The following is a 26,380-nucleotide window of genomic DNA, read 5'->3' as shown; positions in this document are numbered from 1 at the left end:
GACGCAAGGCGAAGGTGCCCTTGCCCCGGAGCGAAGGTCTGGGGAGCCTTGCGGGGCGGGGTGGTTCCGGGCCCGGTCGGTCCAGGCAGCCGGGCGATCGGAACCGGTGGGCTGTGCCTCCTGAACTGTGCCTCCTGAAAGGAGCCTCGGTGTCGCGTGCTTTCTCCGGTGTCCGGGTCCTCGACCTGACGCACGTGCTGGCCGGCCCGTTCGCGGCCTACCAACTGGGTGTGCTCGGCGCGGACGTGATCAAGATCGAGCCGCCGGGCCGGCCCGACTTCGTCCGGGGGCGCGGCCCGGACCCCGAGCTCAACAGACAGTTGCGCGGAATCAACTACCAGGTCCAGGGCGGCGGCAAACGCGCCATGACCCTCGACCTCAAGACCCCCGGCGGCCGCGAGGTCTTCCGGTCCTTGGTGAGGACGGCCGACGTGGTCGTCGAGAACTACCGCGCCGGAGCACTCGAGCGGCTCGGCGTGGGGTACGACGACCTGTCGGCGATCAATCCGAGGCTCATTCACTGCTCGATGACCGGCTACGGCCAGAGCGGCCCCCGGGCCGAGGTCAACGCGTACGACAACGTGGTCCAGGCCGCGTCCGGCGTCATCGCACGCTGCGACGGCCGCAAGCCGGACGTGGCCTTCATCGACTACGGGAGCGGGTACAACGCCGCGTTCGCGATAGCCGCCGCGCTGTACGCCCGGGCCCGCGACGGCCGGGGGCAGCGGATCGACTGCGCCATGTTCGACACGGCCTTGATGCTGATGGGCCCGGCGTATCCGCGCAACTCCACCCCGGCGTACGGGAGGAGGCCGTGCAGGAGAGCGGCCTGGGCGCGTACGAGACGGCGGACGGCGTGTTCGTCCTGGGCACCCCGACGCCGGACCAGAACCGTCGCCTGTGGTCGGCGCTCGCCGCCGAGGGACACCCCTGCCCCCGGTTCGAGGCGCTGAGCACCCTGGACGAACTCCGGAAGCACAGCGGGGCGATGCGTGACGCCCTGCACGAGATCTTCCGGACGCGGAGCGCGGCCTGGTGGGAGGAGTGGATCCACCGCCACGGCCTTCCCGGCGAACGGGTCCGGACCCTCGCGGAAGCGGTGGACGAGGAGCAGCTGAAGCACCGGCCGTTCCTGCAGCCGGCGCAGGACGGTGACCCGCCCGTACCGGTCGCCGCCTTCGGCTTCGCCCACGACGGCCCGCGGCGGGACCGGCCGGCCCCGGGGTTCGGCGAGCACACGGCCGAGATCCTGCAGGAACTGGGCCATTCCGCGGCGGACATCGACCGTCTGCGGGCCGAGGGCGCCGTCTGACCGTGTGCCGACCGAGGCGACCGAGGCGAGCCGGCCGAGCGACTGAGCGACCGAGTGCGTCCCACCCGTACCGCCGCGCCAGGACTCAGCCCAGGGGGAGGAGAGGGCGGGCGCCGACGTGGGTGACTGCTTCGGCGCCGGCGCGGCAGCCCCGGCGCGCGGCCGCGGCCGGGTCGTGACCTGCCAAGCGGGCCGCGAGGAAGGCTCCCGTGAAGGCGTCACCCGCTCCCGTGGTGTCCACGGCGGTGGCGGGCTCGGCCGGGACGCGGGCGACGATCGTGCCGGAGGCGGCGACCAGCGCGCCCCGGGAGCCCAGTGTGGAGACCACGAGAGGGAAGTGCCGGCTCAGCTTGGCCGCTGCGTCGGCCGGCTCCGGCAGGCCGGTGAGGAGCGCGGCCTCGTCGTGGTTGGGCAGGAGCACGTCCGCTCCCGCGACGGCCGCCAGGAAGCGGTCCACGCCGAAGCCGGCGATGAAACCGGCGGAGGCCGGGTCGATGCTCACCGGCACCGAGCGGGCGCGGGCCGCTTCCAGCGCCAGCCGGGCGGCCGTACGGCTCGCGTCGGCGAAGAAGAGGTAGCCGGAGATGTGCAGATGACCGGCTCCGGCCAGGAAGTCGTCACTCCAGTCGGCGGCCGACAGGCGCAGCACCGCTCCGCTGTCGGTGAGGAACGTCCGTTCACCGTCCGGGCCGACCAGGGAGATGACCGTCCCCGTGGGGGAGCCGGGGTCGACGACCAGGTGCGGGCGGACACCGGCTGCGCGCAGCGCGCGCTCGTGCAGGTCCGCTGCATCCGCGCCGACGCGGGCCAGGATGCGCACGTCGCGGGCGCCCGAGTGGGCGGCCCAGCAGGCCACGTTGGCGCCTGCGCCGCCCGGGAGGGTGGCGATACGGGCCGCGGTGTCGGTCGCGGGGACGAGGGGCGTGCGGTGGCGGGCGACCACGTCCGTCACCACGTCACCGACGACGAGCAGCGTCGCGCTGCCGGGGCCGGTCATGCGGCGTACGCCGTCGCGATCCCGGCCGCAAGGCGCACATTGCCGCGCACGGCGGCCACGTTGGCTTCCAAGGACGCGCCGTCGGTGTTCCGGACGAGGTAGTCGAGGAGGAACGGAGTGACCGCCTGCCCCGTGACACCCTCGCTCGCACACGCTGCCAGCGCCTGCGTCAGTACCCGGTCGTGCAGGGCGGGGTCGAGCTGCTCCGCTGCGGGGACGGGGTTCGCGACGATCAAGGCCGAGGGCGGGCCGCCGAGCGCATCCTGAGCGCGCAGCACCCCGGCCACTTCCGCCGCGGAACCGGCCGTCCAGTCGACCGGTTCGCCGGAGCTGCTGAGGTAGAAGCCCGGGAACTCCGTCGTCCGGAAGCCCAGCACGCCGACGCCCAGCGTCTCCAGGCGCTGCAAGGTCGCCGGCACGTCCAGGACCGATTTCACGCCTGCGCAGACCACGGCGATCCGCACCTTCGCCAGCAGGTGCAGGTCCGCCGACTCGTCCTGGGTCTGCGCCCACTCGCGATGGACACCGCCCAGGCCGCCCGTCGCGAAGACGCGGATCCCGGCCCGCGCCGCCAGAAAGGCGGTCGCGGACACCGTCGTCGCCCCGCTCGCCCCCGCTGCGACCGCCGGTGCCAGATCACGGTGTCCGAGCTTGCGGAGCCCGCTCTCGCCCGCCACCTGCGCCAATTGCGCCTTGTCCAGCCCGATACGGGGCCGCCCCTCCAGCACCGCAATGGTCGCGGGGACGGCGCCTCCGGCCCGTACGAGCTCCTCCAGCTCCTCCGCCACCTGCAGGTTCCGTGGCCTGGGCAGGCCGTGCGCGGTGATCGTCGATTCGAGAGCGACTACCGGCCGGTTCCGGTCCAGCGCCTCGCGCACCTCGTCCGAGACGACCAGCATTTCTGACACGTCGGACACTTCTGGCATCGCAGGTCCCTCCTGTCACGCCGAGCATGGCGCTGCTCACCGGATCCTCGATGCACAGACCTTTTCCCCGAGCCGTGCCACCGGAAGCCTTCGGCGGATTCGGTAAAGAGGAGTAAAGGGGATTCGGTAAAGAGGATCCGGTAAAGAGGAGCGCACCCGTGCGACTCAGGCGACAGGGCGGGCTGCAGCGGCCACGGTCGGCCCTTGCGCAGGCACGGCCGACGCGGAGGAGGCGGCTTCGGCCAGATGGCCGACTGCCGACTCCGCCAGGGTACGGATCGCCGGGTGCCAGGGGCGGTCAGGCGGTCCGGTCAGTACGAGGCGGCGCGAGACCCGGGGCTCCAGCGGCACCAGGACCAGGTCGGAGGGGATCAGGGAGCGGGAGACCTCGGACAGGACGGTCACGCCGATACCGGCCTGCACCATGCTGATCAGAGTCGCCAGGTCCCGTACCCGGTGGGTGGGCGCGAAGACCAGCCCCGCCAGGCCGTGGATCCTGCGGATGCGGACTTCGCAGCCGTTGGGTGAGATCAGGAACGGGTCGTCCTCCAGGTCGCGGATGTCGACACGCGGCTCTCCCGCCAGAGGGTGGTCCCGGGGCAGCAACGCCTGGTAGCGGTCCGTGGCGAGCTGGATGCCGGGGCCGGGCGGCGGGTCGATCACCACGGCGGCATCGGCCGTGCCGTCCTCCAGCCACGTCGACACCTCGCTGCTGTCGCCCTCGAAGACCCGCACGGTGATCCGCGGCTGGTCCTCACGCCAGTGCCTGAGCAGGCCGGGGACCAGCCCCTGACAGACCGTCGGGGTGGCGGCCAGCCGCACGGTGCCGGTCATGGCCCCGGCGGCTTCGGCCGCGATGTGCTCCACGGACCGGGCCGCCGACAGCGCGAGGCGGGCGTGCGGCAGGACCCGCTCGCCGAGCGCTGTGGTCCGCACCGGGGTGGAACGGACCAGCAGAGGGGCGGACAGTGCGCGTTCCAGAGAGGCGACGGCGTGCGACACCGCCGACTGGCTCATCCCCAGATCGGCGGCGGCTGCGCTGAATCCGCCTGCATCGACGACGGCGAGGAAAGCCCTCAGCTGGGGAAGGTTCACGGTCATGCGTCGGCCTCATATGTATATGACATGTATGCGTTGGATCCATGGTGCCAGGTCGGGTGAGGCTTGGTCCGTGCCGCCGGCTCCGGCGGCGATACGCCCAGCACGACCGAGGAGAGTCATGCCGTTCTTCCGGGTCACGGTCACCGACCCCGACCTTCCCGCCGACGCTCAGCGCGCCCTTGCCGAGGGACTGACGCGGCTGGCGGTGTCAGTCCTGCACAAGTCGAGCGCGCGCACCATCGTCCACGTCAACCTGGTTTCGGCCGGCAGCTACTACGTCGACGGCAAGCCTCTGACCGGCGGCCGTGACGCGCACGTGGAGGCCAGTATCACCGCCGGTACGAACAGCAGCGCGGAGAAGGCCGCCTTCATCGCCGAGGCCGGCGAGTTGTTGTCGGACATTCTCGGTCCGCTGCCGCGGTCCGGCATCGCACTGCACGAACTGCACCCCGAGAGCTACGGCTACAAGGGAGTGACGCAGTTCGACTACTACCGCACCCGCGAGGCCGGGGACGTTCCGGCTGCCACTGCTGGCACCGTTCCCGCCACTGCCCACTGAACCCTTCTCGTCGGTTCCCGCCAATTCCCGCCAACTTCCAGGGATCCCATCCCGCGTCTGCCGTTTCCCGGCGAACGGCTATAGCGTGCGGCCTGGCCCGGCCTGCCGGGCCCCGGCGCGGGCACCGAGCCGAGGACACGCACGGCATGAACGGCATGCATGGCACGCATGGCCACGTAAGGCACGTACGACTCATGATCCAAGCACTTCTCTCGTACGAGGAAGGGGACACATGAAGTCGCGCTATCGCCTCCTGGGAGTTATGGCGGCTGCCGCAGCCACACTCTTCACCTCCGGCATCACCGGAGCCTCCGCCGCGGTCCCGGACACCAAGCCCGGCCCGGACGGCGCCCTCTCCTACGGCTGGATCCGCAACGGCAACAGCGCCCAATGCCTGGCCGTACCCGGTGGCAGCACCCAGAACGGCATCGGGCTCATCCAGTGGGGCTGCGGCAGCTGGCAGGACCACTACTGGCAGTTCGAGTACGCGTTCAACAACGGAGGCCGCAACTACTACCGCATAAGAAACCTCAACAGCCAGCAGTGCCTGGCCGTCCCCGGCGGCAGCACCACGGCGGGCACACAGGTCATCCAGTGGCCCTGCAGCACCTGGGCGGACCACTACTGGGGCGTCGACACCACCAGCAACGGCACCCGCCTGGTGAACTGGAACAGTGGCCAGTGCCTCGCCATCCCCGGTGCCAGCCGCGTACAGGGTGAGAAGGCCATCCAGTGGCCGTGCGGCACGTGGCCCGACCACTACTGGAACTTCTAGCGGCCTGTAGGAGCGCTCGACGACGTGCCCGGCGGGGGACTCACCCCCCCCCGCCGGGCACGTCGCGCTCTCCGGAAGCCGTGAACAACGATGGGGCGGTCTCCGGGGTCGTGGCCCGGGGTCAGTCGAACCGGATGTGCTTGACCCCCGTCCAGGCCCGGCGCAGACGGCCTTGCAGAGCCCGGTCCGTATTCGGTGTGAGGGTCAGTCCGGCCGAGGCGGCGATGTGGTCGGCGACTTGCGGAACGGTGATCCGGTCGGTCCACACGTGCTCCGCGAACTCGGGCTTGCGCAGGCGCTCCAGACACAGGTCGAGTTTCGATACGGCGAAGCTCTCCCGGCGCAAGGGCGCGTCCTGTCCCGCGACGAGTTTCACCACGTGCCCGAAGTTGCGCTCGCGGAGCCGTCCCAGGACCGTCCGCCGGTCGGCCAGCAGGGCGAAGTGCCGGACGTCGTGACCACGTTCCCGCAGCCGGCCGACGGTCTCGAGGAAGCAGTCCGGCTCCACGATCGTCATGGGCACGATCACGGTCCCCTCGTACCGGGTCAGGGCCAGGTCCAGCACCTCGTACACGCCCTGCCGCCAGGCCCGGAGGTCCTGGAAGTCGCCGCGCAAGGACGGGGGCAGCATCCGGTGAAGGCCGAAACCGGCCTGCTCGGGGTCGCAGATGACGCTGCCCGGGAGCCGTCGCCGGATCTCGTGCGCGGTCTGCGTCTTGCCGCCGCCGAACGGCCCGTTGATCCACACAAGCATGCGCAGACCCTACACAAGCATGCGCAGACCCTACGCCCATGGCCCGGGGTCACCCGGGACCGGCCCTGCCCGCGTTCGCGCCCGGTCACGCGCCGACGTAGGCCGCGAGGTGCTCGCCGGTGAGGGTGGTGCGGGCGGTGACGAGATCGGCGGGTGTGCCCTCGAAGACGATCCGGCCGCCGTCGTGTCCGGCACCGGGGCCGAGGTCGATGATCCAGTCGGCGTGTGCCATGACCGCCTGGTGGTGCTCGATGACGATGACCGACTTGCCGGAGTCGACGAGCCGGTCGAGCAGGCCGAGCAGCTGTTCCACGTCGGCGAGGTGCAGGCCGGTGGTCGGCTCGTCCAGGACGTAGACGCCGCCCTTCTCGGCCATGTGGGTGGCCAGCTTGAGCCGCTGCCGCTCGCCGCCGGACAGCGTGGTGAGCGGCTGGCCGAGGCTGAGGTAGCCGAGCCCGACGTCGGCGAGCCGGCCGAGGATCTTGTGCGCGGCAGGCGTGTGTGCTTCGCCGGAGCCGAAGAACTCTCCGGCCTCGGCCACCGGCATCGCCAGCACCTCGCTGATGTCGCGCCCGCCGAGGTGGTACTCCAGCACCGATGCCTGGAACCGCTTCCCTTCGCACTCCTCGCAAGGGACGGCGACGCCCGCCATCATCGCCAGATCGGTGTAGATGACGCCGGCGCCGTTGCAGGTGGAGCAGGCGCCCTCGGAGTTGGCGCTGAAGAGCGCCGGCTTCACGCCGTTGGCCTTGGCGAACGCCTTGCGGATCGGGTCGAGCAGCCCGGTGTACGTCGCCGGGTTGCTGCGCCGCGAGCCGCGGATCGGACTCTGGTCGACCGACACCGCATCCGCGTCCCCGGGGAGCGATCCGTGCAGGAGCGAACTCTTGCCGGAGCCGGCGACGCCGGTGACGACGGTGAGCACCCCGAGCGGGATGTCCACGTCGACGCCCTGCAGGTTGTTCGCCTTCGCGCCGCGGATCGCAAGCCGGCCGGTGGGCTTCCGCACCGTCTCCTTGAGGGCGGCCCGGTCGCCGAAATGGCGGCCGGTGACGGTGCCGCCGGCCCGCAGCCCGTCGACGGTGCCCTCGAAGCAGACGGTGCCGCCCGTCGTCCCGGCGCCGGGGCCGAGGTCGACGACGTGGTCGGCGATCGCGATCGTCTCCGGCTTGTGCTCGACGACGAGCACCGTGTTGCCCTTGTCCCGCAGCCGCAGCAGCAGGTCGTTCATCCGCTGGATGTCATGGGGGTGCAGGCCGGTGGTGGGCTCGTCGAAGACGTAGGTGACGTCGGTGAGCGAGGAGCCGAGCTGGCGGATCATCTTGACGCGCTGCGCCTCGCCGCCCGACAGCGTGCCCGACGGCCGGTCGAGCGCGAGGTAGCCCAGGCCGATCTCCACGAACGAGTCGAGAGTCTGCTGCAGCGCGGCGAGCAGCGGCGCCACCGAGGGCTCCTTGAGGCCGCGGACCCATTCGGCCAGGTCGCGGATTTCCATCGCGCAGGCGTCGGCGATGCCGATCTTCTTGATCTTCGACGACCGGGCGCCCTCGCTGAGCCGCGTGCCGTCGCAGTCGGGGCAGGTGGTGAAGGTGACCGCACGCTCCACGAACGCCCGGACGTGCGGCTGCATCGACTCCTTGTCCTTGGAGAGCATCGACTTCTGGACCCGCGGGACCAGCCCCTCGTAGGTCATGTTGATGCCCGCGATCTTCATCCTGGTCGGCTCGCGGTAGAGGAAGTCGTGCAGCTCCTTCTTGGTGAACTTGCGGATCGGCTTGTCCGGGTCGAAGAAGCCCGACTCGCCGTAGAGCCGGGAGTTCCAGCCGCCCCCCGTATAGCCGGGGATGGTGAACGCGCCCTCGGAGATCGACTTGGAGTCGTCGTAGAGCTCGCTGAGGTCGATGTCGGAGACCGTGCCCCGCCCTTCACAGCGCGGGCACATGCCGCCGGTGCGCTGGTAGGTCGCCTTCACCGCCTTCTTGGCACCGCGCTCGACCGTGATCGCGCCGCTCGCCCGGACCGAGGCGACGTTGAAGGCGTACGCGCTGGGCGGCCCGATGTGCGGCTTGCCGAGCCGGCTGAAGAGGATGCGCAGCATCGCGTTGGCGTCGGTGGCGGTGCCGACCGTGGAGCGGGGGTCGCCGCCCATCCGCTGCTGGTCGACGATGATCGCGGTCGTCAGCCCCTCGAGGACGTCGACCTCGGGCCGCGCCAGCGTGGGCATGAAACCCTGGACGAAGGCGCTGTAGGTCTCGTTGATCAGCCGCTGTGACTCCGCGGCGATCGTGTCGAACACCAGCGAGCTCTTGCCCGAGCCGGAGACGCCGGTGAACACCGTCAGCCGGCGCTTGGGGATCTCGACGCTGACGTCCTTGAGGTTGTTCACGCGCGCGCCGTGCACGCGGATCAGGTCGTGACTGTCGGCACCGTGCGGCGCAGGCGACTGCGTGTCCGTCTTCTTGGCCGTCTTCCTGGCCGTGCTCATCATGTCTCCATCGGTTACGCAGTTACACAGTTACGGACTTACGCAGTGGACCGGCGTTGAGTAGTTCAGCCGTTCAACGGTTCAGTGGTTCAGTCGCTCACTGCTTGCGAGGCTGGGTGAAGCGGAGCATATTGCCGGAGGGGTCACGGAAGGCACAGTCGCGGACGCCGTAAGGCTGGTCCACCGGCTCCTGCAGCACCTCGCCGCCCGCCGCGCGGATCCGCTCGAAGGTGGCGTCGCAGTCGTCGGTGTGGAAGATGACACCGCGCAGTAGGCCCTTGGCCAGCAGTTCCGCCATGGCCTGCTTGTCGGCGGCCGAGGCGTTCGGGTCGGCGAGGGGCGGTTCGAGGACGAGGTTCACGTCGGGCTGCGACGGCGCCCCGACGGTCACCCAGCGCATCCCCTCGAAGCCGACGTCGTTGCGCACCTCCAGGCCGAGTACGTCCCGGTAGAAGGCGAGCGCCTTGTCGTGGTCGTCGACGGCGATGAAGCACTGTGAAAGCTTGATGTCCATGCGCCTCACGCTACGGGCGGGGGCCGGGTTTCGCTTCTCCATTCCTGACCGGTCTTGTATGGATCTTGGCGACGCAGGGCGGGATGGCGGCGCTCTCGTCATGGCGGCGGGCCCGGTAGGAGCTCGGGCTCTCGCCCACCAGCTCGGTGAACCGCGAGCTGAACGACCCCAGCGAGGTGCAGCCGACCGCGAAGCAGACCTCCGTCACCGTGAGGTCGCCCCGCCGCAGCAGCGCCTTGGCCCGCTCGATCCGGCGCGTCATGAGGTAGCTGTACGGCGTCTCCCCGAAGGCGGCGCGAAAGCTGCGGGAGAAATGGCCCGGCGACATGAGGGCCGTGCGCGCCAGTGCCGGAACGTCGAGCGGCTTCGCGTAGTCGCGGTCCATCCGGTCACGGGCCCGGCGCAGCCGGACGAGGTCCTCCAGGTTCACGTGACCAGGATCCCATGGGCATGTCCGGGGTCGCGTGGCGGCACAGGGCGGCACAGAACGGCACGGGGGCGGCACGGGACGAGGGCTGCCCACCCGGTACACGTTCGGCGTCTGTGACCGACCACGGCGCCCGGTACGCAGCGGACGTCGCCCGCCGCGTCGGCCTCTCCTCGGCCACCAACCTCCGCAGGTGCTTTCTCGGCGCCCTGGGGACGACACCGGGTGCCTACCGCCGTGCGTTCCGGGCCGGGCTGGGGTAGCGCCCCGGGGCCCGGCTCCTACGCTGACGCCGCCGCCCTGCGCGCACCATACTGCTCGGCACCATCCTCAGTACCTTGGCGGCAGCTGCGAGCGACCGCGTCGGAACCGGACGCGTAACGGGCGTGTCAGGACCGCGCGGCGGCGAACGGTCCGCCGGAGCCGAAGGCCAGGGCGGCGAAGCGTTCGCCGATGCGGCGGTGCGTGGCGGCGTCCGGGTGGAGCTGGTCGGGCAGCGGCAGTTCGGCGAAGTCCGCCTCGCCGTAGAGCTCGCGGCCGTCGAGGTAGTGCAGGTTCGGGTCGTCGGCCGCCCGCTGCTCCACGATGCGGGCCAGTTCGCCCCGGATGACGTTGAGGGTCAGCTTCCCGCCCGCCCGTTCCGCGGGGTCGCCCGCGGCCCGGAACTGCAGCTTTCCCTCGCCGAGGTTGCTGAAGTCCGGTGCGCTGGGGCCCGGGGTGTCCTCGTGGATGGGGCACAGGATGGGCGAGACGACCAGGAGCGGAGTGGTCGGGTGACCCTCGCGGACGGTGTCGAGGAAGCCGTGCACCGCGGGGCCGAAGGCGCGCAGGCGCATCAGGTCGGTGTTGACGAGATTGATGCCGATCTTGACGCTGATCAGGTCCGCCGGAGTGTCGCGCAGGGCACGGGCGGTGAAGGGGTCGAGGAGGGCGCTGCCGCTCAGACCCAGGTTGGTCAGTTCCACGCCGCCGAGCGAGCCGGCCAGCGCGGGCCAGGTCGTGCTGGGGCTCGCGGCGTCGGAGCCGTGGCTGATCGAACTGCCGTGATGCAGCCACTGCTTGCGGCCCCCGTCCGGCAGGGGCTCGACCGGGGCATCGGTGCGCAGGGCGACCAGCTGGGTGATCTCGTTGTACGGCAGCCAGATCTCGATGTCCTTGACGCGGTCGGGGAGGCCGGAGAACCGGACGGTGCCGACCGGACCCGGGCGGGTTTCCACGGACCCGGTGGTCATGTCCACCAGCAGGACGTTGCCGCCGGTGGAGCCGGCCTGCCCGGTCGGCCGGCCGTCGACGAGCAGGTCGTAGACGCCGTCGGGGCGGGGCGGCGCGCCCTGGTAGACGTTCTTGGTGCGGAGCGCATCGAGCTCGACGGTGGTGGCACGTGTGCGGAACACCAGCCGTACACCGGAGGGCTGGGCCTCCGCCATCGCCAGCAGCCCGTCGGCGCACTGTGCCCGCGCCCGGGCCGGCAACCGGTGCGGCAGCACCCCGTGTTCGGTGCGCTCCAGGTCCAGGGCGCCGCGCAGGAGGTCCGCCGTGATGGGTGTGGCGATCGGCGGGGCTGTCCGGTCCGTCGCCGGGGCTGCCGCGGGGGTGTCGGGTATGTCGTCGAGCCGGTCGTTCATGAGGGCATTCTGCAGGCCGGATGCATGGTCCGCCCAATCAATATCGCCGGGTGTGCTGAGGTCATTTTCCGTCCATCGGAGGAATCTCGCGGGAACGCGAGCCGGAGACAGCGCCGTACGTGCAGGCTGTTCCGCGTGACGGGGCGGCGGACGACACGGACAGCACGGACAACGCGGTATGCAGTGATGCTGGCTACGGCTGCCGTGCTGGCGATGACAGGCGAGGCGGCGGCCGACGACGGTGGCGCGCACGTCGCGACAGGCAACACGTCGGTGACCGCCGTGCTGCATCGTCTGCCGAGCCTGCTGCCGGTACATCCGCCTTCGCATGTCGCCGTGAATGCGTTGGGCGGCACCGCCCGAGCAGAAGTGACCGACAACGGCCAGGGGTGCCTGGACATTACGGCGCACCTGTCCAATGTCGACGCAGAGGCGTGGCTGAAGTGCCGTAACGCCCCGCCTCCTCCGGCGGCGCCGCCTGCCCCCGCCCCGCCTGCTCCGGCGCCCCCGGCTCCTGCGCCGCCCGCGCCCGCCCCGCCCGCTCCTGCCCCACCGGCTCCGGGTCCCGGTGCTCCGGCTCCTGCGTCTCCAGGGCCGGGCGCTCCGGCTCCCGCCCCGCCTGCCCCCGCTCCACCGGCTCCTGCGCCCCCGGCTCCTGCGCCGCCCGCGCCCGCTCCTGCGCCTCCAGCCCCCGGTCCCGGCGCTCCTCCTCCCGCACCACCCGGGGCGGAAGTCCCTGCCCCGCCTGCTCCACCTGCCCCGGCTCCGCCTGCTCCCGCGCCTCCCGGCCCCGCTCCTGGTCCCGGTGCTCCGGCTCCTGCCCCTCCCGCGCCGGGCGCTCCCGCCCCGCCTGCTCCCGCCCCGCCTGCCCCCGCTCCACCGGCTCCTGCCCCACCTGCTCCCGCTCCGCCGGCCCCGCCCGCTCCCGTCCCCCCTCCGGGCGCACCGCAAGTTCCCCCGGCACCGGCGCCCCCCGCCCCAGCGCCCGTAGCTCCGCCCCCCGCCCCGGCCCCGCCGGCTCCTGCCCCCGCGCCACCGGCCCAGCTCCCGCCTGCCCCTGCCCCTGTTGTCATTACTCCGCCTCGCCCCTCCCCGTCTCCCGCACCGCCGAACTCGGTGCCTGCTCCGAAGCCGCCCCCCAGCCTGTGCGGCCCCAGGAACCATTGCCCCACCTACCGGAGAGCCCTCCCGTCGGCGAGCGAGAAGCGGCTCCGCAGCCTGTCGCTGGTGACGCTCACCCTGCTGCTCACCATCCCGGCCGTGCTGGCGGCTGCGCTGCTGCGGCCGCGCTCCGGCGCCAGGCGAAACCGGTGAAGGGCGAAGGGTGAAGGGTGAAGGACGAACGACCGGTCAGGTGAAGGAGATATTGCCCCGCCCTGCGACGGTGTGCAGTCCGCGGGTCACGCAGCCGGTCACATCGGTGGTGGGCACCGCCCAGCCGCGTACATGGCGGTACAACATCCGCCCGGAGACGACGCTGCCGCTGAGGAAGGCATCCGCCGGGGTGTAGCCACCGCCGCCACGCGCGGTCGGCTTCAGACGGGAGGTCCCGGCGGTGTAGCCGCGCTGTGCCCAGCCGTAGTACCAGGTGATGGTGGCGGACCCCTCGGGCCGGGCGGCGGTGAGGCAGTTGGCCGTCGCCGAGCCGCGCAGGACCATCCGTCCGGACCGGATTCCGCGCTGGCTGCTGTCCGGGGAGGTGCAGCGGTCGAGCAGGACGGTGCCCGTGGCGGACACCTGGCGCACGCGCCCGGTCACGGCCGGGCGGAATACGAGGGGGTCGCCCGGATCCGTCTGCAGGGAGCAGGCCAGGGCAGTACCGGCGAGGGCAGCACCGGCCGGGGCAGTACCGGTCAAGGCGCTACCCGCCGGGGCCGTCCCGGCCAAGGCGGTCCGGGCAGGGCCGCGCGCGGGTGCGGCCGCAGCCTGCGTGGTCCCGGGACCGGCGGTCGTGCAGAGGGCGCCGAGCAGCAAGGCGCCCAAAGCCGCGTGGATCGTCGCAGTGTGCGGACGGTGCGTGGTGGTCATGTGCGGATCTTCTTCCTCACGGTCGGTTTCTGCTGGGCCGGCACGGCGCCCGTGGACTCCGGCGGCGGCACGAAGGCGGTATGGAGTCCGAGGCGCCGGTGGAGGCGGCGCAGCGGCGCGGGCGCCCACCAGTTGGCGCGCCCGGCCAGCCGCATGAAGGCGGGCACGAGGACACCGCGTACGACAGTGGCGTCCATGAGTACGGCGAGGGCGATGCCGCATCCGAACATCTTCAGCAGCACCACGTGCGAGGTCAGCAGCGGCAGTACGGCGATGGCGACGAGCAACGACGCCGTGGTGATCACCCGTCCGGTGCGGGCGATTCCCCTGATCACGGCGGTGCGGCAGTCGGCGCCCGCCCGGTACTCCTCCTGGATGCGGGCGATGAGGAAGAGCTCGTAGTCCACCGAGACCCCGAAGGCGAAGCAGAACATCACCACCGGCATGGCCGTCTCCAGCTCGCCCGTCACGGTGAACGGTCCCAGGAGGCCGCGCAGATGGCCGTCCTGGAAGATGTGGACCATCGCCCCGAAGCTGGCGCACATGCTCAGCGCGGCCAGCACCACGGCCTTGAGCGGGATGAGCAGGGAGCCGGTGAAGAGGAACAGCAGGATCAGCACGCAGCCGATCAACAGCGCACCGATGAAGGGCAGGACGCGCGCCAGAGCCGTCTTGGTGTCCAGCACGCGCGCCGGGCAGCCGGTGACCAGGTGCGGGCCGGGGGAGGGCAACGCACGCAGGGTCCGGACGAGGGCGGGGTCGCTCGCGGGGGGACCGGATCCCGTCACCGCCAGCCAGGTGCCGCCCGTGGTGATCTGCAGCAGCGACCCGGGCGTGGGACCGGCCACCAGACGACCGTGTGCGTACGTTCCCAGGCCCGTCACCACACTCGCGACGTCGGGGCGTACGGACAACTGCCGGGCGTAGGCCGTCACCTCGGCTTCCTGCTCGACCGCATCGGTGGCCGGCAACAGAACGGTGACGGCGCGGTCCCAGGGGAGGGAGAAGTCGCGCTCGATCCCGGCGGCGACGGCGTGCGACTCCAGCTCGGCGGGCAGCACACGGTAGTCGGTGACCCCGAAACGGACGTGGGCGAAGGGCAGCGCCGACGCCGCGAGCAGCAGCACACAGCAGCCGCCGGCCAGGACGGGCCGGCCGGTGGCGGCCCGGGCGACGCGCCGCCACAGCAGGCTCTCCGGAGAGCGCGCCCGGCGCCACCTGGCCAGCGGGTCGCCGCGGTCGATCCAGCGGCCGAGCAGCACCAGCAGCGCCGGCAGGACGCATGCCGTGGCCAGCCCGCAGCACAGCACGACCGCGATGCCCGCACAGGCCAGGGAGCGCAGGAACGGCAGCGGGAACAGCAGCATGGGGGTCAGGCAGAGCGCGATCGTGCCGCTGGAGAAGAACACCGTGCGGCCGGCGGTGCGCATGGTGCGCAGCGTCGCACCGCGGGTGTCCTGGGCGTCCTGTGTGTCCTGGGAGCCGTCTTCTGTGGCGGCGAGTTCCTGGCGAAAGCGGCTGACGAGGAACAGCCCGTAGTCCACGGCCACGCCGAAGCCGAGCGCCGTGGCGACGTTCGTGGCGAGCGCGGACACCGGCATCACCTCGGCCAGCGCACACAGCAGGGGATAGGCACCCAGTACCGCGAACAGCCCCGTCAGCACCGGGAGAAGGGCCGCGACCGGGGAACCGAAGGCCAGCAGCAGCGCCAGCCCGGTCAGCGGCACGCCGAGCAGCTCGGCCCGGAGCAGCTCGTCCCCGCTGACGTCGGTGGCCTGCGCCGAGACGTAGGAGATGCCGGTGGCCGAGACCCGCAGCGGACCGTGGAGGCCGGTGAAACGCGGCACCAGCCGTTCGGCGGCCCGCGCCGTGGCCGCGTCGTCCCCCGACAGATCGGCCACGACGAGCGCACCGTGCCCGTTCTTGCTCAGCAGCTCGGAGGCGCCCGTGTTCCAGTACGAGTAGACGCGCTCGACCCCCGGCTGCAGGGAGAGCCTGACGGTGAGGTCCAGGCCCGCGCGGGAGACGGCCTCGGAACCGGCGGGGGAGTCGGCGTCCGCGCGCAGCACCAGGTCCGGCAGGCCCGCGTGGAAGCGTTCGGCCAGGACGGCGTCGGCGCGGGCGGCCTCGGTCCCGGTGGCGAGATAGCCCCCACCGCTGAACTGGGGGTGGGCTCCCAGAAGCCACAGCCCCAGCACCGTGCCCAGCAGGCCCGCCCCGGCCAGCACCCGCCAGGGACGGGAAACCACCCACCGCGTCATCATGTTCGTCCACCGTTCCCATCCGTCGTGTCCCGGGTATACGGCGGCGGCCGGGCACCCCTGCGGGCGGCACGCCCGCGCTCACCCGAATGCACCCGACAGGGCACGGACAGCCCGCTTGAGGCGATCCATACGGGTGGCGACAGGTAACCGTGTTGACGCCCGTGCAGTTGGGCGGTTACGGCCAGTACGCAACCCACACCGCAGGACTCCCCTTGGGACACCCGTGAACAAGCACGTCGCACAGGCACCGCCGTCCTCTTCCGCAGCCGGCTCCACCGGACTCACCACGGGCTCCACCGCCTCCGCATACGAGGGCCTGCCCCACCCGGACCGTCCCGTCGAACGGTGGTCCGTCAACGCCTCGGTACGGACGGCCGAAGGGGATGAGCACAGCCTGTCCGTGCAGTTCCTCTGCCGGCGGCCCGGTGCCGGAGGAGCGGACCGGGCCGCCGGAGGAGCGGACCGGCCTGCCGCCCATACCGTGATCTGGTCGCACACCGACCACGCCGCCGGCGGTCACACCTCCGAGTCCTGGCTGGACGAGGCGGCCCTGGCCGAGGCCCGCTCAGCGTTCGAGGACACCTCGGCATGGGACCCCCATGTGCGCCGGGCGGTCCTCGACGCCCTGGCCGGCGGCGGACCGCTCCTGCCCGACCGGCTGCTGTGCGCGCCCGTACGCCTCTTCGCGCACAGGCTGGACCTGGATTTCGGGGGCGTCGCCACCCTCACCCGGAACCCGGACGGCTCGTACGGCCTGACGGTGACCGGCGACGCCGGGGGTTTCGCACTGACCCTCAGACCGGACAAGCCGCCCCTGTCACTGTGTGAAGACGACGACACGGATCCCTCCTGGGCCTTGTCCTCGTCCTGCCTGCCGCGCATGGCCGCCGAAGGCACCCTGTTTCCTTCTGCCGCCCCCAGCCGTGCACCCGCGCACATCACAGGTGAGGCCTGGCTGGAGCACTCCTTCGGCACCGGCCCGGACGGCGCGCACCGGCCCGGCGGCGCGGACGCTGCCTGGATGTGGGCACAGGTGCAGCTGGACAACGGCTGGGACGTGGCGCTCCTGCGCACCAGCCTCGTCGAGGAGACCACCGACACCGAGCCGTTGCCCCCGGCACGGACGCCTCTCGACGACCGGGATCAGGACCGGCAGGCCCTGCAAGGCCTGACGGATGCGCCGGATGAGCCGCACGCGCCGGATCCGCCGGACCGGCCCATGGCCACCCACACAACACAGGCACAGCACACGGTCTGCGCCGTCGCCGGCCCCGACGGGCGCGGTCGGCGGACAGCGGCGGAACTGTGGACCACGCGCCGCTGGGAGTCCTCGGTCACCATGAACTCCTACCCCGTGGGCGCCCGGTTGCGGATCCCCGAGGCGGACCTCGACGTGCGGCTCGTCGCGTCCCCGTACGGGCAAGAGGTCCTGTCGATGTCCCTGGGCCGCGCCTTCTGGCACGGCCGGTGCCGGGTGGAGGGCACGATGGGCGGCCGGCCCGTCGGCGGCCACGCGCGCGTGGAGTTCGTCCCGCCCAACACCATCGGTGACCTTGAGGACTTCATGCGCCGCATCGGCCGGATCACGCGGGCGGAGGTGCGCCGTTTCTACCCCGATACCCCTGGCACCCCCGGCACCCCTGACACCCTCGACTCCCGTGTGCTGGTCGCCCTGGCCGCCCTGGCCGGCGTGGAAGACCATGCCCCGCTCGACGAGGCCTCGTCCCGGGAGCTGCACGCCGGGCTCGTCCTGCCCGTACGCCACCTCGCCGACCTGGGCGGGAAGTCATGGCGATCGTTCGCCTCCGCCTGTGTCATGGCCCTCTTCTGCGGCGCCGCGGACCGCTACCGCCCCCTGATGGCAGTCACCGAGCTGCTGCACACCGGGTCCCTGATCGTCGACGATGTGGAGGACGCCTCCCCGAAGCGCCGCGGCGGGCCGACCGTCCACGAGGTCTTCGGCGTACCGACCGCCATCAATGCGGGCACGGCCGCCTACTTCGTCTTCGACCGGGTCGCGGACGACGTCCTGCCCGACGACCCCGCGCTGCGCCTGCGCGTGCACCGGGCCTACCTGCGCGCCCTGCGCGCGGGCCACGCCGGACAGGCCCTCGACCTCGCCGGGCACGAGCAGGCCATGGACGCCGCCGTGGCCACCGGCGACGCCTCGGTGCTGCTGCAGCGCCTGCACTCCACCCACCGGCTGAAGTCCGGCCTGCCGGTGCGGATGTTCGCCGAGGCCAGCGCCCTGCTGACCGGCGCCGGGGAGGCGGAGACCGCCGCCGTCGGCGCGTACTTCGAGGCCGTCGGCGTGGCGTACCAGATCAGCGACGACGTCGCGGACCTCCGCGGCATCGGCACCGTCAGGCACGGCGGCCGCCGCCGCCCGGCCAAGCGCGTGGCCGAGGACCTGCTGAACGGCAAGGTCACGGTGCCGCTCGCCCACGCCGTGCCCCTGCTGCCCCCCGATCGCCTGCGCGCCGTGTGGGAGTCCGTGCGCGGCGGGCGCGCCACCCCGCAGACGGCGGAAGCCGTCGCCGCCGTCCTCACCGAGTGCGGCGCGGTGGACGCCGCCCGCGCCCACGCCCGGGCCCTCCTCGAAGAAGCCTGGCCGGCTCTCGACCGCGTCCTGCCGCCGACGATGCCCAAGGCGATCCTGCGCGGCCTGGGCTGGTACGCGGCCGAGCGCGAGGACGACGTCCCCGACCCGGCCGCCGACGGCCGTCCCCCGGCTCCCCGCAAGCCACTGCGCCTGACCGGCGACCGGGTCTGACGAGAGGTCCGGCGAGGTTCAGGCATGTGCGGCCGTTACGTCTCCACCCGCAGTCCGCAGGACCTGGCCGGGCTGTTCTCCGTCACTCGGTGGGACCCGGAACCGCTCCTGGCACCGAGCTGGAACGTCGCCCCGACCGACGACGTATGGGCCGTCCTGGAGCGCGCCGACCGCGAGAGCGGCGCCATCGAGCGACAGCTGCGGGCGCTGCGGTGGGGCCTGGTGCCGTCCTGGGCGAAGAGTCTGAGCACCGGCGCGAAGATGATCAACGCCAGGGTGGAGACGGTGCACGAGAAGCCCGCCTTCCGGCGCGCCTTCGCCAAGCACCGCTGCCTGCTCCCGGCCGACGGCTTCTACGAGTGGGAAGCGGTCCCGGCGACCCCGGCCGGGAAGGCCTACAAACAGCCGTACTTCATCAGCCCCGCGGACGGTCAGGTGATGGCGCTGGCGGGGCTGTACGAGTTCTGGCGCGACCCGGCGGTGGGAGACGGCGACCCGGCGGCGTGGTGGACCACCTGCAGCATCATCACCACCGAAGCCACCGACACCGCCGGCCGCATCCACCCCCGCATGCCCCTGGCCATCGCGTCGGCCGACTACGACACCTGGCTCGACCCCGCCCACCAGGACCCCGAAGAGCTCCGCGCGCTCCTGACCACTCCCGCAGGCGGCGACCTCGGCGCCCGCCCGGTATCGACCGCGGTCAACGACGTCCGCAACAACGGCCCCCACTTGCTGGACGACGCCCCCGGGCACTCGCTGGACGACGCCCCCGGGCCGAAGCACCACCGGTCTTAGAGAGAGGGCCGCTCGAATCCGGGACGACCCGCCCGGCAGGTCAGGCTGACGGCGGTGGAGACGGGGGCGCCCGGGCGCGTGACGTAGGGCAGGATGCGGTAGTCGGCGCGGGCCTGCGACGGGGTGAGGGTGACGACGACGTAGCCGCGGCGCTTGGCGTAGTACGCCATGTGAGGGTTGGCCGCGAGGAGGCTTTCCCAGTCTTCCGGCCTTTCGACCCCGTCGGCCCCACTGGAGAGGGACGTGCCGAGGATCTCGACGCCGCGCGTCGGGGAAGAGGGGTTGTCGAAGTCCTCCTTGATGTCCATGGCGAGGTGGATGTGGGAGTCACCGGAGAGGACCATGAGATTGGTGATCCTCGCGGCACTCGCGGCGTCGAGTAGCCGTTTACGGGCGGCCGGGTAACCGTCCCAGGCGTCCATGGACAACGGCGAGTTCTGGGGGCTCAGCCTGCGCCGGGAGAAGGCGACCTGCTGGGGGATGACGTTCCATGTGGCCGAAGAGCTGCGGAAGCCGTTGGCGAGCCACTGTTCCTGGGCGGGGCCGAGGAGGGTGCGGGAGGGGTCTTCCGAATCGGGGCCGGGCAGCTTCCAGCCGTCACCGTAGGCCTGGTCCGAGCGGTACTGCCGCGTGTCCAGGATGTCGAACTGCGCGAGCCTGCCGTAGCGCAGGCGGCGGTAGAGACGCATGTCCGGCCCCGTGGGGTGCGGGAGACGCAGGGGCATGTTCTCCCAGTACGCACGGTAGGCCGCGGCCCGTCGCAGCAGGAACTGCTCGGTCGGGTCGTTGTCCTGCGAGACGTCCGCCGCGTAGTTGTTCTCCACCTCGTGGTCGTCCCAGGTCACGCACCAGGGATGGGCGGCGTGGGCGGCCTGCAGACCGGGGTCGGATTTGCCCAGGGCGTAGCGCAGGCGGTAATCCGCCAGCGTGACGGTCTCGTGCGCGAAGACGTCGGGGAGCCGGCTGCCGTCCGGGAGCTGCCGGTCCCCGGCGCCGGCGTCGATGGCGTTCTCGTAGATGTAGTCGCCCAGGAAGAAGACGACGTCGAGGTCTTCGCGGGCCAGGTGCGACAGCGCGGTGTAGTAGCCCTCGTCGTACTGCTGGCACGAGGCCACGCCCAGGCGCAGCTGCCCGGGAGAGCTTCCGGCGGCAGGAGCGGTACGGGTCCGGCCGGCGCGGCTCACCCAGGAGCCGGCGCGGAAGCGGTACCAGTAGGTCCGCCCCGCCTTGAGGCCTCGGGCATCGACGTGGACGCTGTATCCGAAGTCGGCGTCGGCGGCGGCCGCGCCGCGGCGCACGATGCGCGAGAACCGTTCGTCCTCCGCGACTTCCCAGTCCACGGAGATCACGCCTGCGGGAGGCAGCCCGCCGCCCGGCTCCCACGGGCGCGGCGCCAGCCGCGTCCACAGCACCACGGCGTCCGGCAGCGGGTCGCCCGAGGCGACGCCGAGGGTGAAGGGGTCGTCGCCGAGGACGCGGTCGCCGAGCTCCCCGGCTGCGGCGCGGCCGGGCTCGGCGGTGAACGCCAGCACGGCGGTAGCGGCCGTCAGCGTGAGGAATCTGCGTCTGAGGTATGAGATCGATGCGGTGCCGGGCCGGTCATGGCCCTGATGTCCCGTCATGACGTGACGTCTCCCTCCAGAATCGCCGGTCACTCCTGCAGAGGAGATACCCAGCAGGAAGCCTCGTCTCCCGCGCAAAGACGGGGTTCCGGCGTATCCGCCGTCACAGCCGAGAGGGTGCGGAGGGTGCGCAGACGGCGGGTCCGACCCCGGCTCGGCATCAGGGGAACCTGTAGGGGGAAGGGGGCTTCATGATCATTCTTTTTCATGATCACAGGCATGGACAGGGCTCCGTACGGTGAGGACATCAACGCACTCCGGAAGGAACCCGACCATGCGCCGCCGAACAGCCGCAGTCTCCGCCCTGCTTGCCGCAGCCGCCCTCGTCCCCGCGGCGGTTCCGGCCGCCGCTGCACAAGCCGACCGGGACGGGGGCAGGAACGCCGCGCTGCAGCAGGCCCTGGACGGCATCGTCGCCGAGGGGGTGCCCGGCGCGATCGCCGAGGTGCGGGACGGCAACCGCTTCTGGCGGGTGGGCAGCGGTGTCGCCGACCTGCGGGACGGACGACAGGCGAAGCCCGGGGACCGGTTCCGGGCCGGGAGCGTGACCAAGACCTTCGTCGCCACGGTCGTCCTGCAGCTCGTCGACGAGGGCCGGCTCGGCCTGGACGACCCCCTCGGACGCCACCTACCCGGTCTCGTTCCCGACGGGGACGACGGTGCGCCCGTCACCGTACGCCAACTGCTCGGCCACACCAGCGGAATCCCCAACTACACCGATGTGCTCCGGAGCGGCGGCGACGACGCCGTACGCAAGCTCCAGCGCTCCCACTACACCCCCCGTGAGCTCGTCGGGATCGCGCTGAAGGAGCCGCGCGTGTTCAACCCCGGTCAGCCCGGGAAGTGGGCCTACTCCAACACCAACTACGTCCTTCTCGCCATGCTGATCGAGAAGGCCACCGGCCGCACGCTCGACCACCAGATCGACCGTCGCATCGTGCGTCCCCTCCACCTCACCGATACCACCGTCCCCACCTCCGCGCGCCTGCCGGGCCGTCACCTGAACGGCTACGAGCGGCTGCAGGGGGAGACCGCACCGGCCGACTTCACCGACTTCACCGACTTCAGCCCCACGGCTTTCTGGGGCCCCGGCAACATCGTCTCCACCGCCGCCGACCTGAACCGCTTCTACCGCGCGCTCGCCGACGGCAAGCTGCTGCCGCCCCACTTGTGGCAGGAGATGCGGACGCTCCGGGAGACGGACCGCGGACCCGAGCGGATGTACGGCCTGGGCCTGGAGAGCCGGGCCGCCTACTGCCCCGGCGAGAAGCCCGTATGGGGCCACACCGGAAGCGTCCCCGGCTACAGCACCTTCAGCTTCACCTCGGCCGACGGCGAGCGGCAGGTCACCCTCGCCGTCAACACCAGCCTCACCATGCCGGAGAAGGCCGGCAAGGCCGCGCTGAAGGTGTTCACCACGTCCTTGTGCAAGTGAGACCTGTACAAGTGAGTCCTGTACAAGTGAACGGGTCGTCAGACCGTCGTCACTCTTCCTCGTAATGGCTCTCCGGCTCGCAGATGCAGTCCGTCCAGTCCACGCCGAGCCTCTCGGCGAGCCGCTCCAGCGCCTGCTCGGTGCGTCCGTACGCAACGAACCCGAAGTCGCCGTATCCGGTGTTGTGGGCCACGATGACGTCCGGCCCGCCGAAGAACTCGGTACGCGCCCCCAGCTCACGCCACGGCAGCAGCCCCATCGGGCGCAGGCTCTCCCGCAGCCGGGTTACGGTCTCGGGGGCGATGTCGCCCTCCTCGACGGTCCACCCGTAGTGGGCGGGCAGACGTGTGACGGCCAGCTGGAGGAGGAACTCCGAGACCGAGTGGCTCTGCAGCAGCCACGCCGGCTTCTCGTCGTCGTCCAGGGCGGAGACCAGCACCGGCGGGTCGGCGAGGTGGCTGCGGGCCGTGGGGTAGCCCCACTCGTTGCAGTACTGGTTCTCGGCCATGAACACGCACACCCGCAGGTCCTCGGACGGGCCGGTGAAGGGGTTCTCCGGCGGCAGACCGTCGGAGACGCCGTAGCCGGTGGGGTCCGGACGAACGGTGGGCGGCCAGACCGGATTGGTCTCGTACAGCTCCGCCCGGTCCGCGAAGGAGTTGAACGGCAGGTCCCACCACTCGTCCAGGGCGGCGGGTATCGCGAGCGAGGGGTCGACGTCGCCGGGCTCGTCGTCAGCGGCGGCGTCGGACAGTTCGGCCTTCAGCCCGGACACGTATTCCTTGTGGGCATCGGGTTCCTCCCGCTCCCACCGCTCTCCGTCGGTGGGCTCGTACCCCCAGCCCTCCTGGAAGCTGCGCAGCAGGTCCCAGCGTGCGTCAGTGCCCGCCGGGTTCGCCGGGGTTGCCGGGGGCGCAGGGTTCGTAGGATTCGCAGGGCTTGCAGCGCCGCCCTCGGCCGCGCTGCGCGCCTGTTGCAGCCACTCGTGGAAACGCCCGTGGTCGATCTCTGTCACGCGGGCGATCCTAAGACCGTGGACGGCACGCCGGACGCACGCCCTCTCTTCAGCCTCGGAGCGCTCCGCGCAGTGCCGCGGCGAAGGCCGCCGGGTGCGTCAGAAAACCCACGTGCCCGCCCGGGAACTCGGTGATCCCGGTGCCGACGTGCTCCGCCAGGGCCCGCGTCGTGCGGTGCACGAGTGTCTTCGGCCCCTCGCCACCGATGACGAGGGTGAACCTGGCCGTGCGCAGCGCCTCGGCATCGGGGCGGAAACGGACGAACGAGCGCAGTTCGTACGCCAGGCACGTTTCCATGTTGACCCGGAGGCGTGCCAGCATCTCCCGGACCGGTGCGGGCAGGTCCTCGCGCGGTTCCGGCGGCCCTTGGACGCCGATCTCCTCACAGAACATCTGCATGGCGGCGTCGACGCCCTCGCGCTCGTAGCGCTCGTACACCTCCTGGAACAGCGCGTGCCAGCGGTCCGCATCCGGCAGCAGATCGACGACGAACGGCTCGTGCGCCACGAGCGCGCGCACCTGACCGGGATGGCGGGCCAGGAGGTCCGCGCCGATCATGCCGCCGTAACTGGTGCCGAAGACGTACGCCGGCTCGCCGGCGGCGACTGCGTTCAGCAGCAGGTGGGCGTCGTGACCGTGCCCCTCGATCCGCTGTTCCGCGGGCGGGCCGGTCAGACGGCTGCGGGAGTTGCCCCGCAGGTCGTACGTCACGACGGTGAAGTGCTCCGCCAGCAGACCGGCCAGCGGCCCGAACATCGCCGCGTCGCCGTCGCCGCCGTTGATGAGCAGAAGGAGCGGGCCCGTTCCTCGGACCTCGTGGTAGATCTCGGCACCGGGCACCGTCAGGGTGTCTGTCTTCATGAGGCCACCAGGGTGCACCGGTGACATGCCGCGGGCAAGGGCGCCGAACCGGGGGAGTGTCAGTGGGTCCTGCTTCCATGAGTGTGCCGTCGGCGCGGCGCCCGGCCCGGCGGTCAGATCGGGTGGCCGTCGTCGTCGGTGTGGAGCGACTGCGTGTTGAACTTGATCTGCCAGACCACGACCCGGCCGTCCGTGCCCTGGCACATCACCGCACCGTCCTGCCAGATGCCGTTCTCCGGATACCACTGCGTACCCGGAGGGTCTCCCTGATTGCAGTGCACGTCGTGGACGATGTTCTTCGTCGCGACCTTCTGCCCGAAGACGTAGATGCGGGCCGCGCCCGCCAGATGGGGCACCAGGACGTCCAGGGCGTTGTCACCGTTGCTGCTCACCCAGGGGAAGATCCGGGGGCCGGGCCGGCACGGCGCCGTCGAGGGGAGGCGGTGTGCCATCCGGCGCCGGAGGCTCGTCAGCCACTTGGCGACGACGTCGCCGGCGGTGGGGTGGAACACCGGCGCGCCCGTGGAGGGCCGCCGGACGGTCTGCTCGATCCGCCGGCTGGTCTCCCGGGCCTTGTCGAACCAGGACGAGTCACGCAGCAGCGGGCTGCGGGCGTAGTCCAGGGCGCCGGACGCAGGCGTGGAGTCCAGGGGGTGGAAGCCGGCGGTGAGCCCTTGCAGGGTGGGGATGTCGGCGACCATCAGATCGTCCACGAGGCGGTAGCTGACCCCTACGCTCGACGGGGCGTCGACATCGAGTGCCGACTCGAACAGTCCGGCGGTGGTATCGAGGGAGAGATGTCCGTGATACCAGTGGCCGAAGTCGTGGGTGGGGTCCCGCCGGAACTCATGGAAAGTCCCTACGGCCACTCCGTAACGGGAGAGAGGCATTTCTCCTCCTCGCTTAGACCGCCGACCCGGGAGACTCCGTACTGCCGGGTGAAGCCGAGGCCCACTTGTTGCTCGAGTTGTTGCCCGAGCGAGGGTGACAGCCCTGACAGCCCTCACATTCCAGGATGCTACGTCGTTTGCCCGGCTGCCAGACGAGACCGGCTTCGTACGCGCCCTGCGAGATCGTCGGCGGCTTCCGGCCAGTGGGGATGCCGGAATGCGAAGCCGGCTTCGAGGAGGCGGCCGGGGACGACACGCCGGCTTTTCAGGAGCAGTTCGGTATCCGAGCGCAGCAGGAAGGCGCCGAGCTCGGCCATCCACTTCGTTGCGGGCAGGCCCGCCGGGGAGCCCCATGCGGTGCGCAATGCGTGCATGAACATGCGTTGGGGCAGGGGGCCGGGGGCGGCGAGGTTGACGGGCCCGGCGACATCGTCCCGGTCGATCAGGAACTCCACCGCGCGGGCGAAGTCGCGGTCGTGAATCCAGGACACGTACTGTGCGCCGCCCGCCACGGGGCCGCCGAGGCCGAGCCGGGCCAGCCACAGCAGAACGTCGAAGACGCCGCCCCGGTCGGGGCTCATCACCATCGCGGAACGCAGGGCGACCTTGCGGGTGTACGGGGTGCAGGCTTCTTCCTGCTCCCGCTCCCAGGCCTTGGCGATGTCGACGCTGTAGGCCCAGTAGCCCGGCACGGCGGGTTCGGCCCCTCCGAACACCCCGGTCCGTTCGTCGTTGGGCGCGTCGAAGCGGTGGGCGTAGATCGTGGCGGTGCTCATTTGCAGCCAGACGCGGGGAGGTGCGGCCGCCGCGGCGATCGCTTCGCCCACAGCTCGGGTGGAGTACACGCGTGAATCCATCATGGCCTGCAGATGGGCGGCGGTGTAGCGGCAGCTCACGCTGCGACCGGCCAGGTTGACCACGGCGTCACTTCCGTCGATCACCTCGGCCCAGCGGCCCAGGGTCCGCCCGTCCCAGGGGACTTCACCCGGGCGCGCCGGCCGTCTGCTCAGCACCGTGACCTCGTGCCCGGCGGCGCTCAGCGCGCGCCTCAGGATCGTCCCCACCTGCCCGGTGCCCCCGGGTATCACGATCTTCATCCGGTTTCTCCCCTCCGTGCATCGAGGTGACCGTACCCAAAATTGAACGCGTTCAAAAGTGGATGCCGGTGCCGGTGCCGGTGCCGGTGCCGGCACCCGTGCTGCAATCGGTTGAAGTCCG

The 26,380-nt window shown here is 71.6% G+C and carries 24 protein-coding genes and 1 pseudogene; 9 read left to right on the top strand and 16 right to left on the bottom strand.

What is annotated here, in order from left to right; genetic code table 11:
- Positions 1-149 precede the first annotated feature (149 nt).
- Entirely contained in the window at positions 150-953 is an 804-nt protein-coding gene (locus IE241_RS34685) for a CaiB/BaiF CoA transferase family protein (protein WP_190024488.1), read from the top strand.
- Positions 857-1,312, top strand: a complete 456-nt coding sequence (locus IE241_RS34680; protein WP_190024487.1) for a CoA transferase — start codon at positions 857-859, stop codon at positions 1,310-1,312. Before IE241_RS34685 ends, IE241_RS34680 begins: the two co-directional genes overlap by 97 nt.
- 85 nt (positions 1,313-1,397) lie before the next feature.
- On the opposite strand, the gene IE241_RS27235 is transcribed toward IE241_RS34680, so the two are convergent.
- From IE241_RS27235 to IE241_RS27225, 3 genes are all read right to left on the bottom strand, one after another.
- Positions 1,398-2,309 carry a carbohydrate kinase family protein gene (locus IE241_RS27235; RefSeq protein WP_190024486.1) on the bottom strand — a complete coding sequence of 304 codons (912 nt, stop codon included), beginning with the start codon at positions 2,307-2,309 and terminating at the stop codon, positions 1,398-1,400.
- Complete coding sequence (locus IE241_RS27230) at positions 2,306-3,208, bottom strand: pseudouridine-5'-phosphate glycosidase (protein ID WP_190024516.1); 903 nt, start codon at positions 3,206-3,208, stop codon at positions 2,306-2,308. Before IE241_RS27230 ends, IE241_RS27235 begins: the two co-directional genes overlap by 4 nt.
- A 192-nt stretch (positions 3,209-3,400) precedes the next feature.
- Positions 3,401-4,336, bottom strand: coding sequence for a LysR family transcriptional regulator (locus IE241_RS27225; RefSeq protein WP_190024485.1), 936 nt, complete (start codon positions 4,334-4,336; stop codon positions 3,401-3,403).
- Between the two features lie 118 nt (positions 4,337-4,454).
- Here IE241_RS27225 and IE241_RS27220 point away from each other — a divergent pair, with 118 nt between their 5' ends.
- Positions 4,455-4,895, top strand: a complete 441-nt coding sequence (locus IE241_RS27220) for a tautomerase family protein (protein WP_190024484.1) — start codon at positions 4,455-4,457, stop codon at positions 4,893-4,895.
- A gap of 232 nt (positions 4,896-5,127) precedes the next feature.
- A complete protein-coding gene (locus IE241_RS27215; protein WP_190024483.1) occupies positions 5,128-5,670 on the top strand; it encodes an RICIN domain-containing protein in 543 nt (180 codons plus the stop codon).
- Positions 5,671-5,791: 121 nt separating this feature from the next.
- On the opposite strand, the gene IE241_RS27210 is transcribed toward IE241_RS27215, so the two are convergent.
- From IE241_RS27210 to IE241_RS27195, 4 genes are all read right to left on the bottom strand, one after another.
- Entirely contained in the window at positions 5,792-6,424 is a 633-nt protein-coding gene (locus IE241_RS27210; RefSeq protein ID WP_190024482.1) for an AAA family ATPase, read from the bottom strand.
- An 85-nt stretch (positions 6,425-6,509) separates the two neighbouring features.
- Positions 6,510-8,909, bottom strand: a complete 2,400-nt coding sequence (locus IE241_RS27205) for an ATP-binding cassette domain-containing protein (RefSeq protein ID WP_190024481.1) — start codon at positions 8,907-8,909, stop codon at positions 6,510-6,512.
- 97 nt (positions 8,910-9,006) lie between these two features.
- The gene (locus tag IE241_RS27200) at positions 9,007-9,423 is read right to left on the bottom strand and encodes a VOC family protein (protein ID WP_190024480.1); all 417 of its coding nucleotides are present in this window, start codon (positions 9,421-9,423) and stop codon (positions 9,007-9,009) included.
- Between the two features lie 10 nt (positions 9,424-9,433).
- Positions 9,434-9,853 carry a helix-turn-helix transcriptional regulator gene (locus tag IE241_RS27195; protein ID WP_190024479.1) on the bottom strand — a complete coding sequence of 140 codons (420 nt, stop codon included), beginning with the start codon at positions 9,851-9,853 and terminating at the stop codon, positions 9,434-9,436.
- A 146-nt stretch (positions 9,854-9,999) separates the two neighbouring features.
- Here IE241_RS27195 and IE241_RS34365 point away from each other — a divergent pair.
- A pseudogene (locus IE241_RS34365) lies at positions 10,000-10,113 on the top strand (AraC family transcriptional regulator); the annotation flags it as partial.
- 126 nt (positions 10,114-10,239) lie between these two features.
- Here IE241_RS34365 and IE241_RS27190 read toward each other — a convergent pair.
- Both IE241_RS27190 and IE241_RS27185 read right to left on the bottom strand, forming a co-directional pair.
- On the bottom strand, positions 10,240-11,475 hold the full coding sequence (locus IE241_RS27190) for a GDSL-type esterase/lipase family protein (RefSeq protein WP_190024478.1): 1,236 nt from the start codon (positions 11,473-11,475) through the stop codon (positions 10,240-10,242).
- 400 nt (positions 11,476-11,875) lie between these two features.
- Positions 11,876-12,421, bottom strand: coding sequence for a hypothetical protein (locus IE241_RS27185; RefSeq protein ID WP_190024477.1), 546 nt, complete (start codon positions 12,419-12,421; stop codon positions 11,876-11,878).
- A gap of 170 nt (positions 12,422-12,591) precedes the next feature.
- Between IE241_RS27185 and IE241_RS27180 the strand changes: the two genes are divergently transcribed.
- On the top strand, positions 12,592-12,789 hold the full coding sequence (locus tag IE241_RS27180; RefSeq protein ID WP_190024476.1) for a hypothetical protein: 198 nt from the start codon (positions 12,592-12,594) through the stop codon (positions 12,787-12,789).
- Positions 12,790-12,825: 36 nt separating this feature from the next.
- Here IE241_RS27180 and IE241_RS27175 read toward each other — a convergent pair whose 3' ends face one another.
- Together IE241_RS27175 and IE241_RS27170 are read right to left on the bottom strand one after the other, a co-directional pair.
- Positions 12,826-13,503: a hypothetical protein gene (locus IE241_RS27175; RefSeq protein ID WP_190024475.1), complete on the bottom strand. Its 678-nt coding sequence runs from the start codon at positions 13,501-13,503 to the stop codon at positions 12,826-12,828.
- Positions 13,500-15,752 carry an MMPL family transporter gene (locus IE241_RS27170; RefSeq protein WP_190024474.1) on the bottom strand — a complete coding sequence of 751 codons (2,253 nt, stop codon included), beginning with the start codon at positions 15,750-15,752 and terminating at the stop codon, positions 13,500-13,502. The genes IE241_RS27175 and IE241_RS27170 overlap by 4 nt, the downstream gene beginning before the upstream one ends.
- Positions 15,753-15,990: 238 nt before the next feature.
- On the opposite strand from IE241_RS27170, the gene IE241_RS27165 reads away from it, so the two are divergent.
- Together IE241_RS27165 and IE241_RS27160 are read left to right on the top strand one after the other, a co-directional pair.
- On the top strand, positions 15,991-18,540 hold the full coding sequence (locus IE241_RS27165; RefSeq protein ID WP_190024473.1) for a polyprenyl synthetase family protein: 2,550 nt from the start codon (positions 15,991-15,993) through the stop codon (positions 18,538-18,540).
- Positions 18,541-18,564: 24 nt separating this feature from the next.
- Positions 18,565-19,338, top strand: coding sequence for an SOS response-associated peptidase (locus tag IE241_RS27160; RefSeq protein ID WP_190024472.1), 774 nt, complete (start codon positions 18,565-18,567; stop codon positions 19,336-19,338).
- On the opposite strand, the gene IE241_RS27155 is transcribed toward IE241_RS27160, so the two are convergent.
- Positions 19,335-20,960 carry an alkaline phosphatase D family protein gene (locus IE241_RS27155; protein WP_190024471.1) on the bottom strand — a complete coding sequence of 542 codons (1,626 nt, stop codon included), beginning with the start codon at positions 20,958-20,960 and terminating at the stop codon, positions 19,335-19,337. The two genes, IE241_RS27160 and IE241_RS27155, sit on opposite strands and share 4 nt — an antisense overlap.
- A gap of 274 nt (positions 20,961-21,234) precedes the next feature.
- Here IE241_RS27155 and IE241_RS27150 point away from each other — a divergent pair, with 274 nt between their 5' ends.
- Positions 21,235-22,395 (top strand): serine hydrolase domain-containing protein, encoded by a 1,161-nt coding sequence (locus tag IE241_RS27150; RefSeq protein WP_190024470.1) that lies wholly within the window; start codon positions 21,235-21,237, stop codon positions 22,393-22,395.
- Between the two features lie 49 nt (positions 22,396-22,444).
- Here the strand turns inward: IE241_RS27150 and IE241_RS27145 are convergent, their stop codons facing one another.
- From IE241_RS27145 to IE241_RS27130, 4 genes are all read right to left on the bottom strand, one after another.
- A complete protein-coding gene (locus IE241_RS27145; protein WP_190024469.1) occupies positions 22,445-23,410 on the bottom strand; it encodes a hypothetical protein in 966 nt (321 codons plus the stop codon).
- A gap of 49 nt (positions 23,411-23,459) precedes the next feature.
- Complete coding sequence (locus tag IE241_RS27140; protein ID WP_190024468.1) at positions 23,460-24,272, bottom strand: alpha/beta fold hydrolase; 813 nt, start codon at positions 24,270-24,272, stop codon at positions 23,460-23,462.
- Between the two features lie 113 nt (positions 24,273-24,385).
- On the bottom strand, positions 24,386-25,162 hold the full coding sequence (locus IE241_RS27135; protein ID WP_190024467.1) for a DUF2278 family protein: 777 nt from the start codon (positions 25,160-25,162) through the stop codon (positions 24,386-24,388).
- A gap of 128 nt (positions 25,163-25,290) precedes the next feature.
- On the bottom strand, positions 25,291-26,259 hold the full coding sequence (locus tag IE241_RS27130) for an epimerase (RefSeq protein ID WP_190024466.1): 969 nt from the start codon (positions 26,257-26,259) through the stop codon (positions 25,291-25,293).
- Positions 26,260-26,380: the final 121 nt, after the last annotated feature.

The sequence above is a fragment of the Streptomyces hiroshimensis genome (genome assembly GCF_014650335.1).
In the GTDB taxonomy this organism is placed as follows: domain Bacteria; phylum Actinomycetota; class Actinomycetes; order Streptomycetales; family Streptomycetaceae; genus Streptomyces; species Streptomyces hiroshimensis.
The sequence above is the reverse complement of the archived record's forward strand: the minus strand, read 5'-3'. Positions and strand labels throughout refer to the sequence as shown.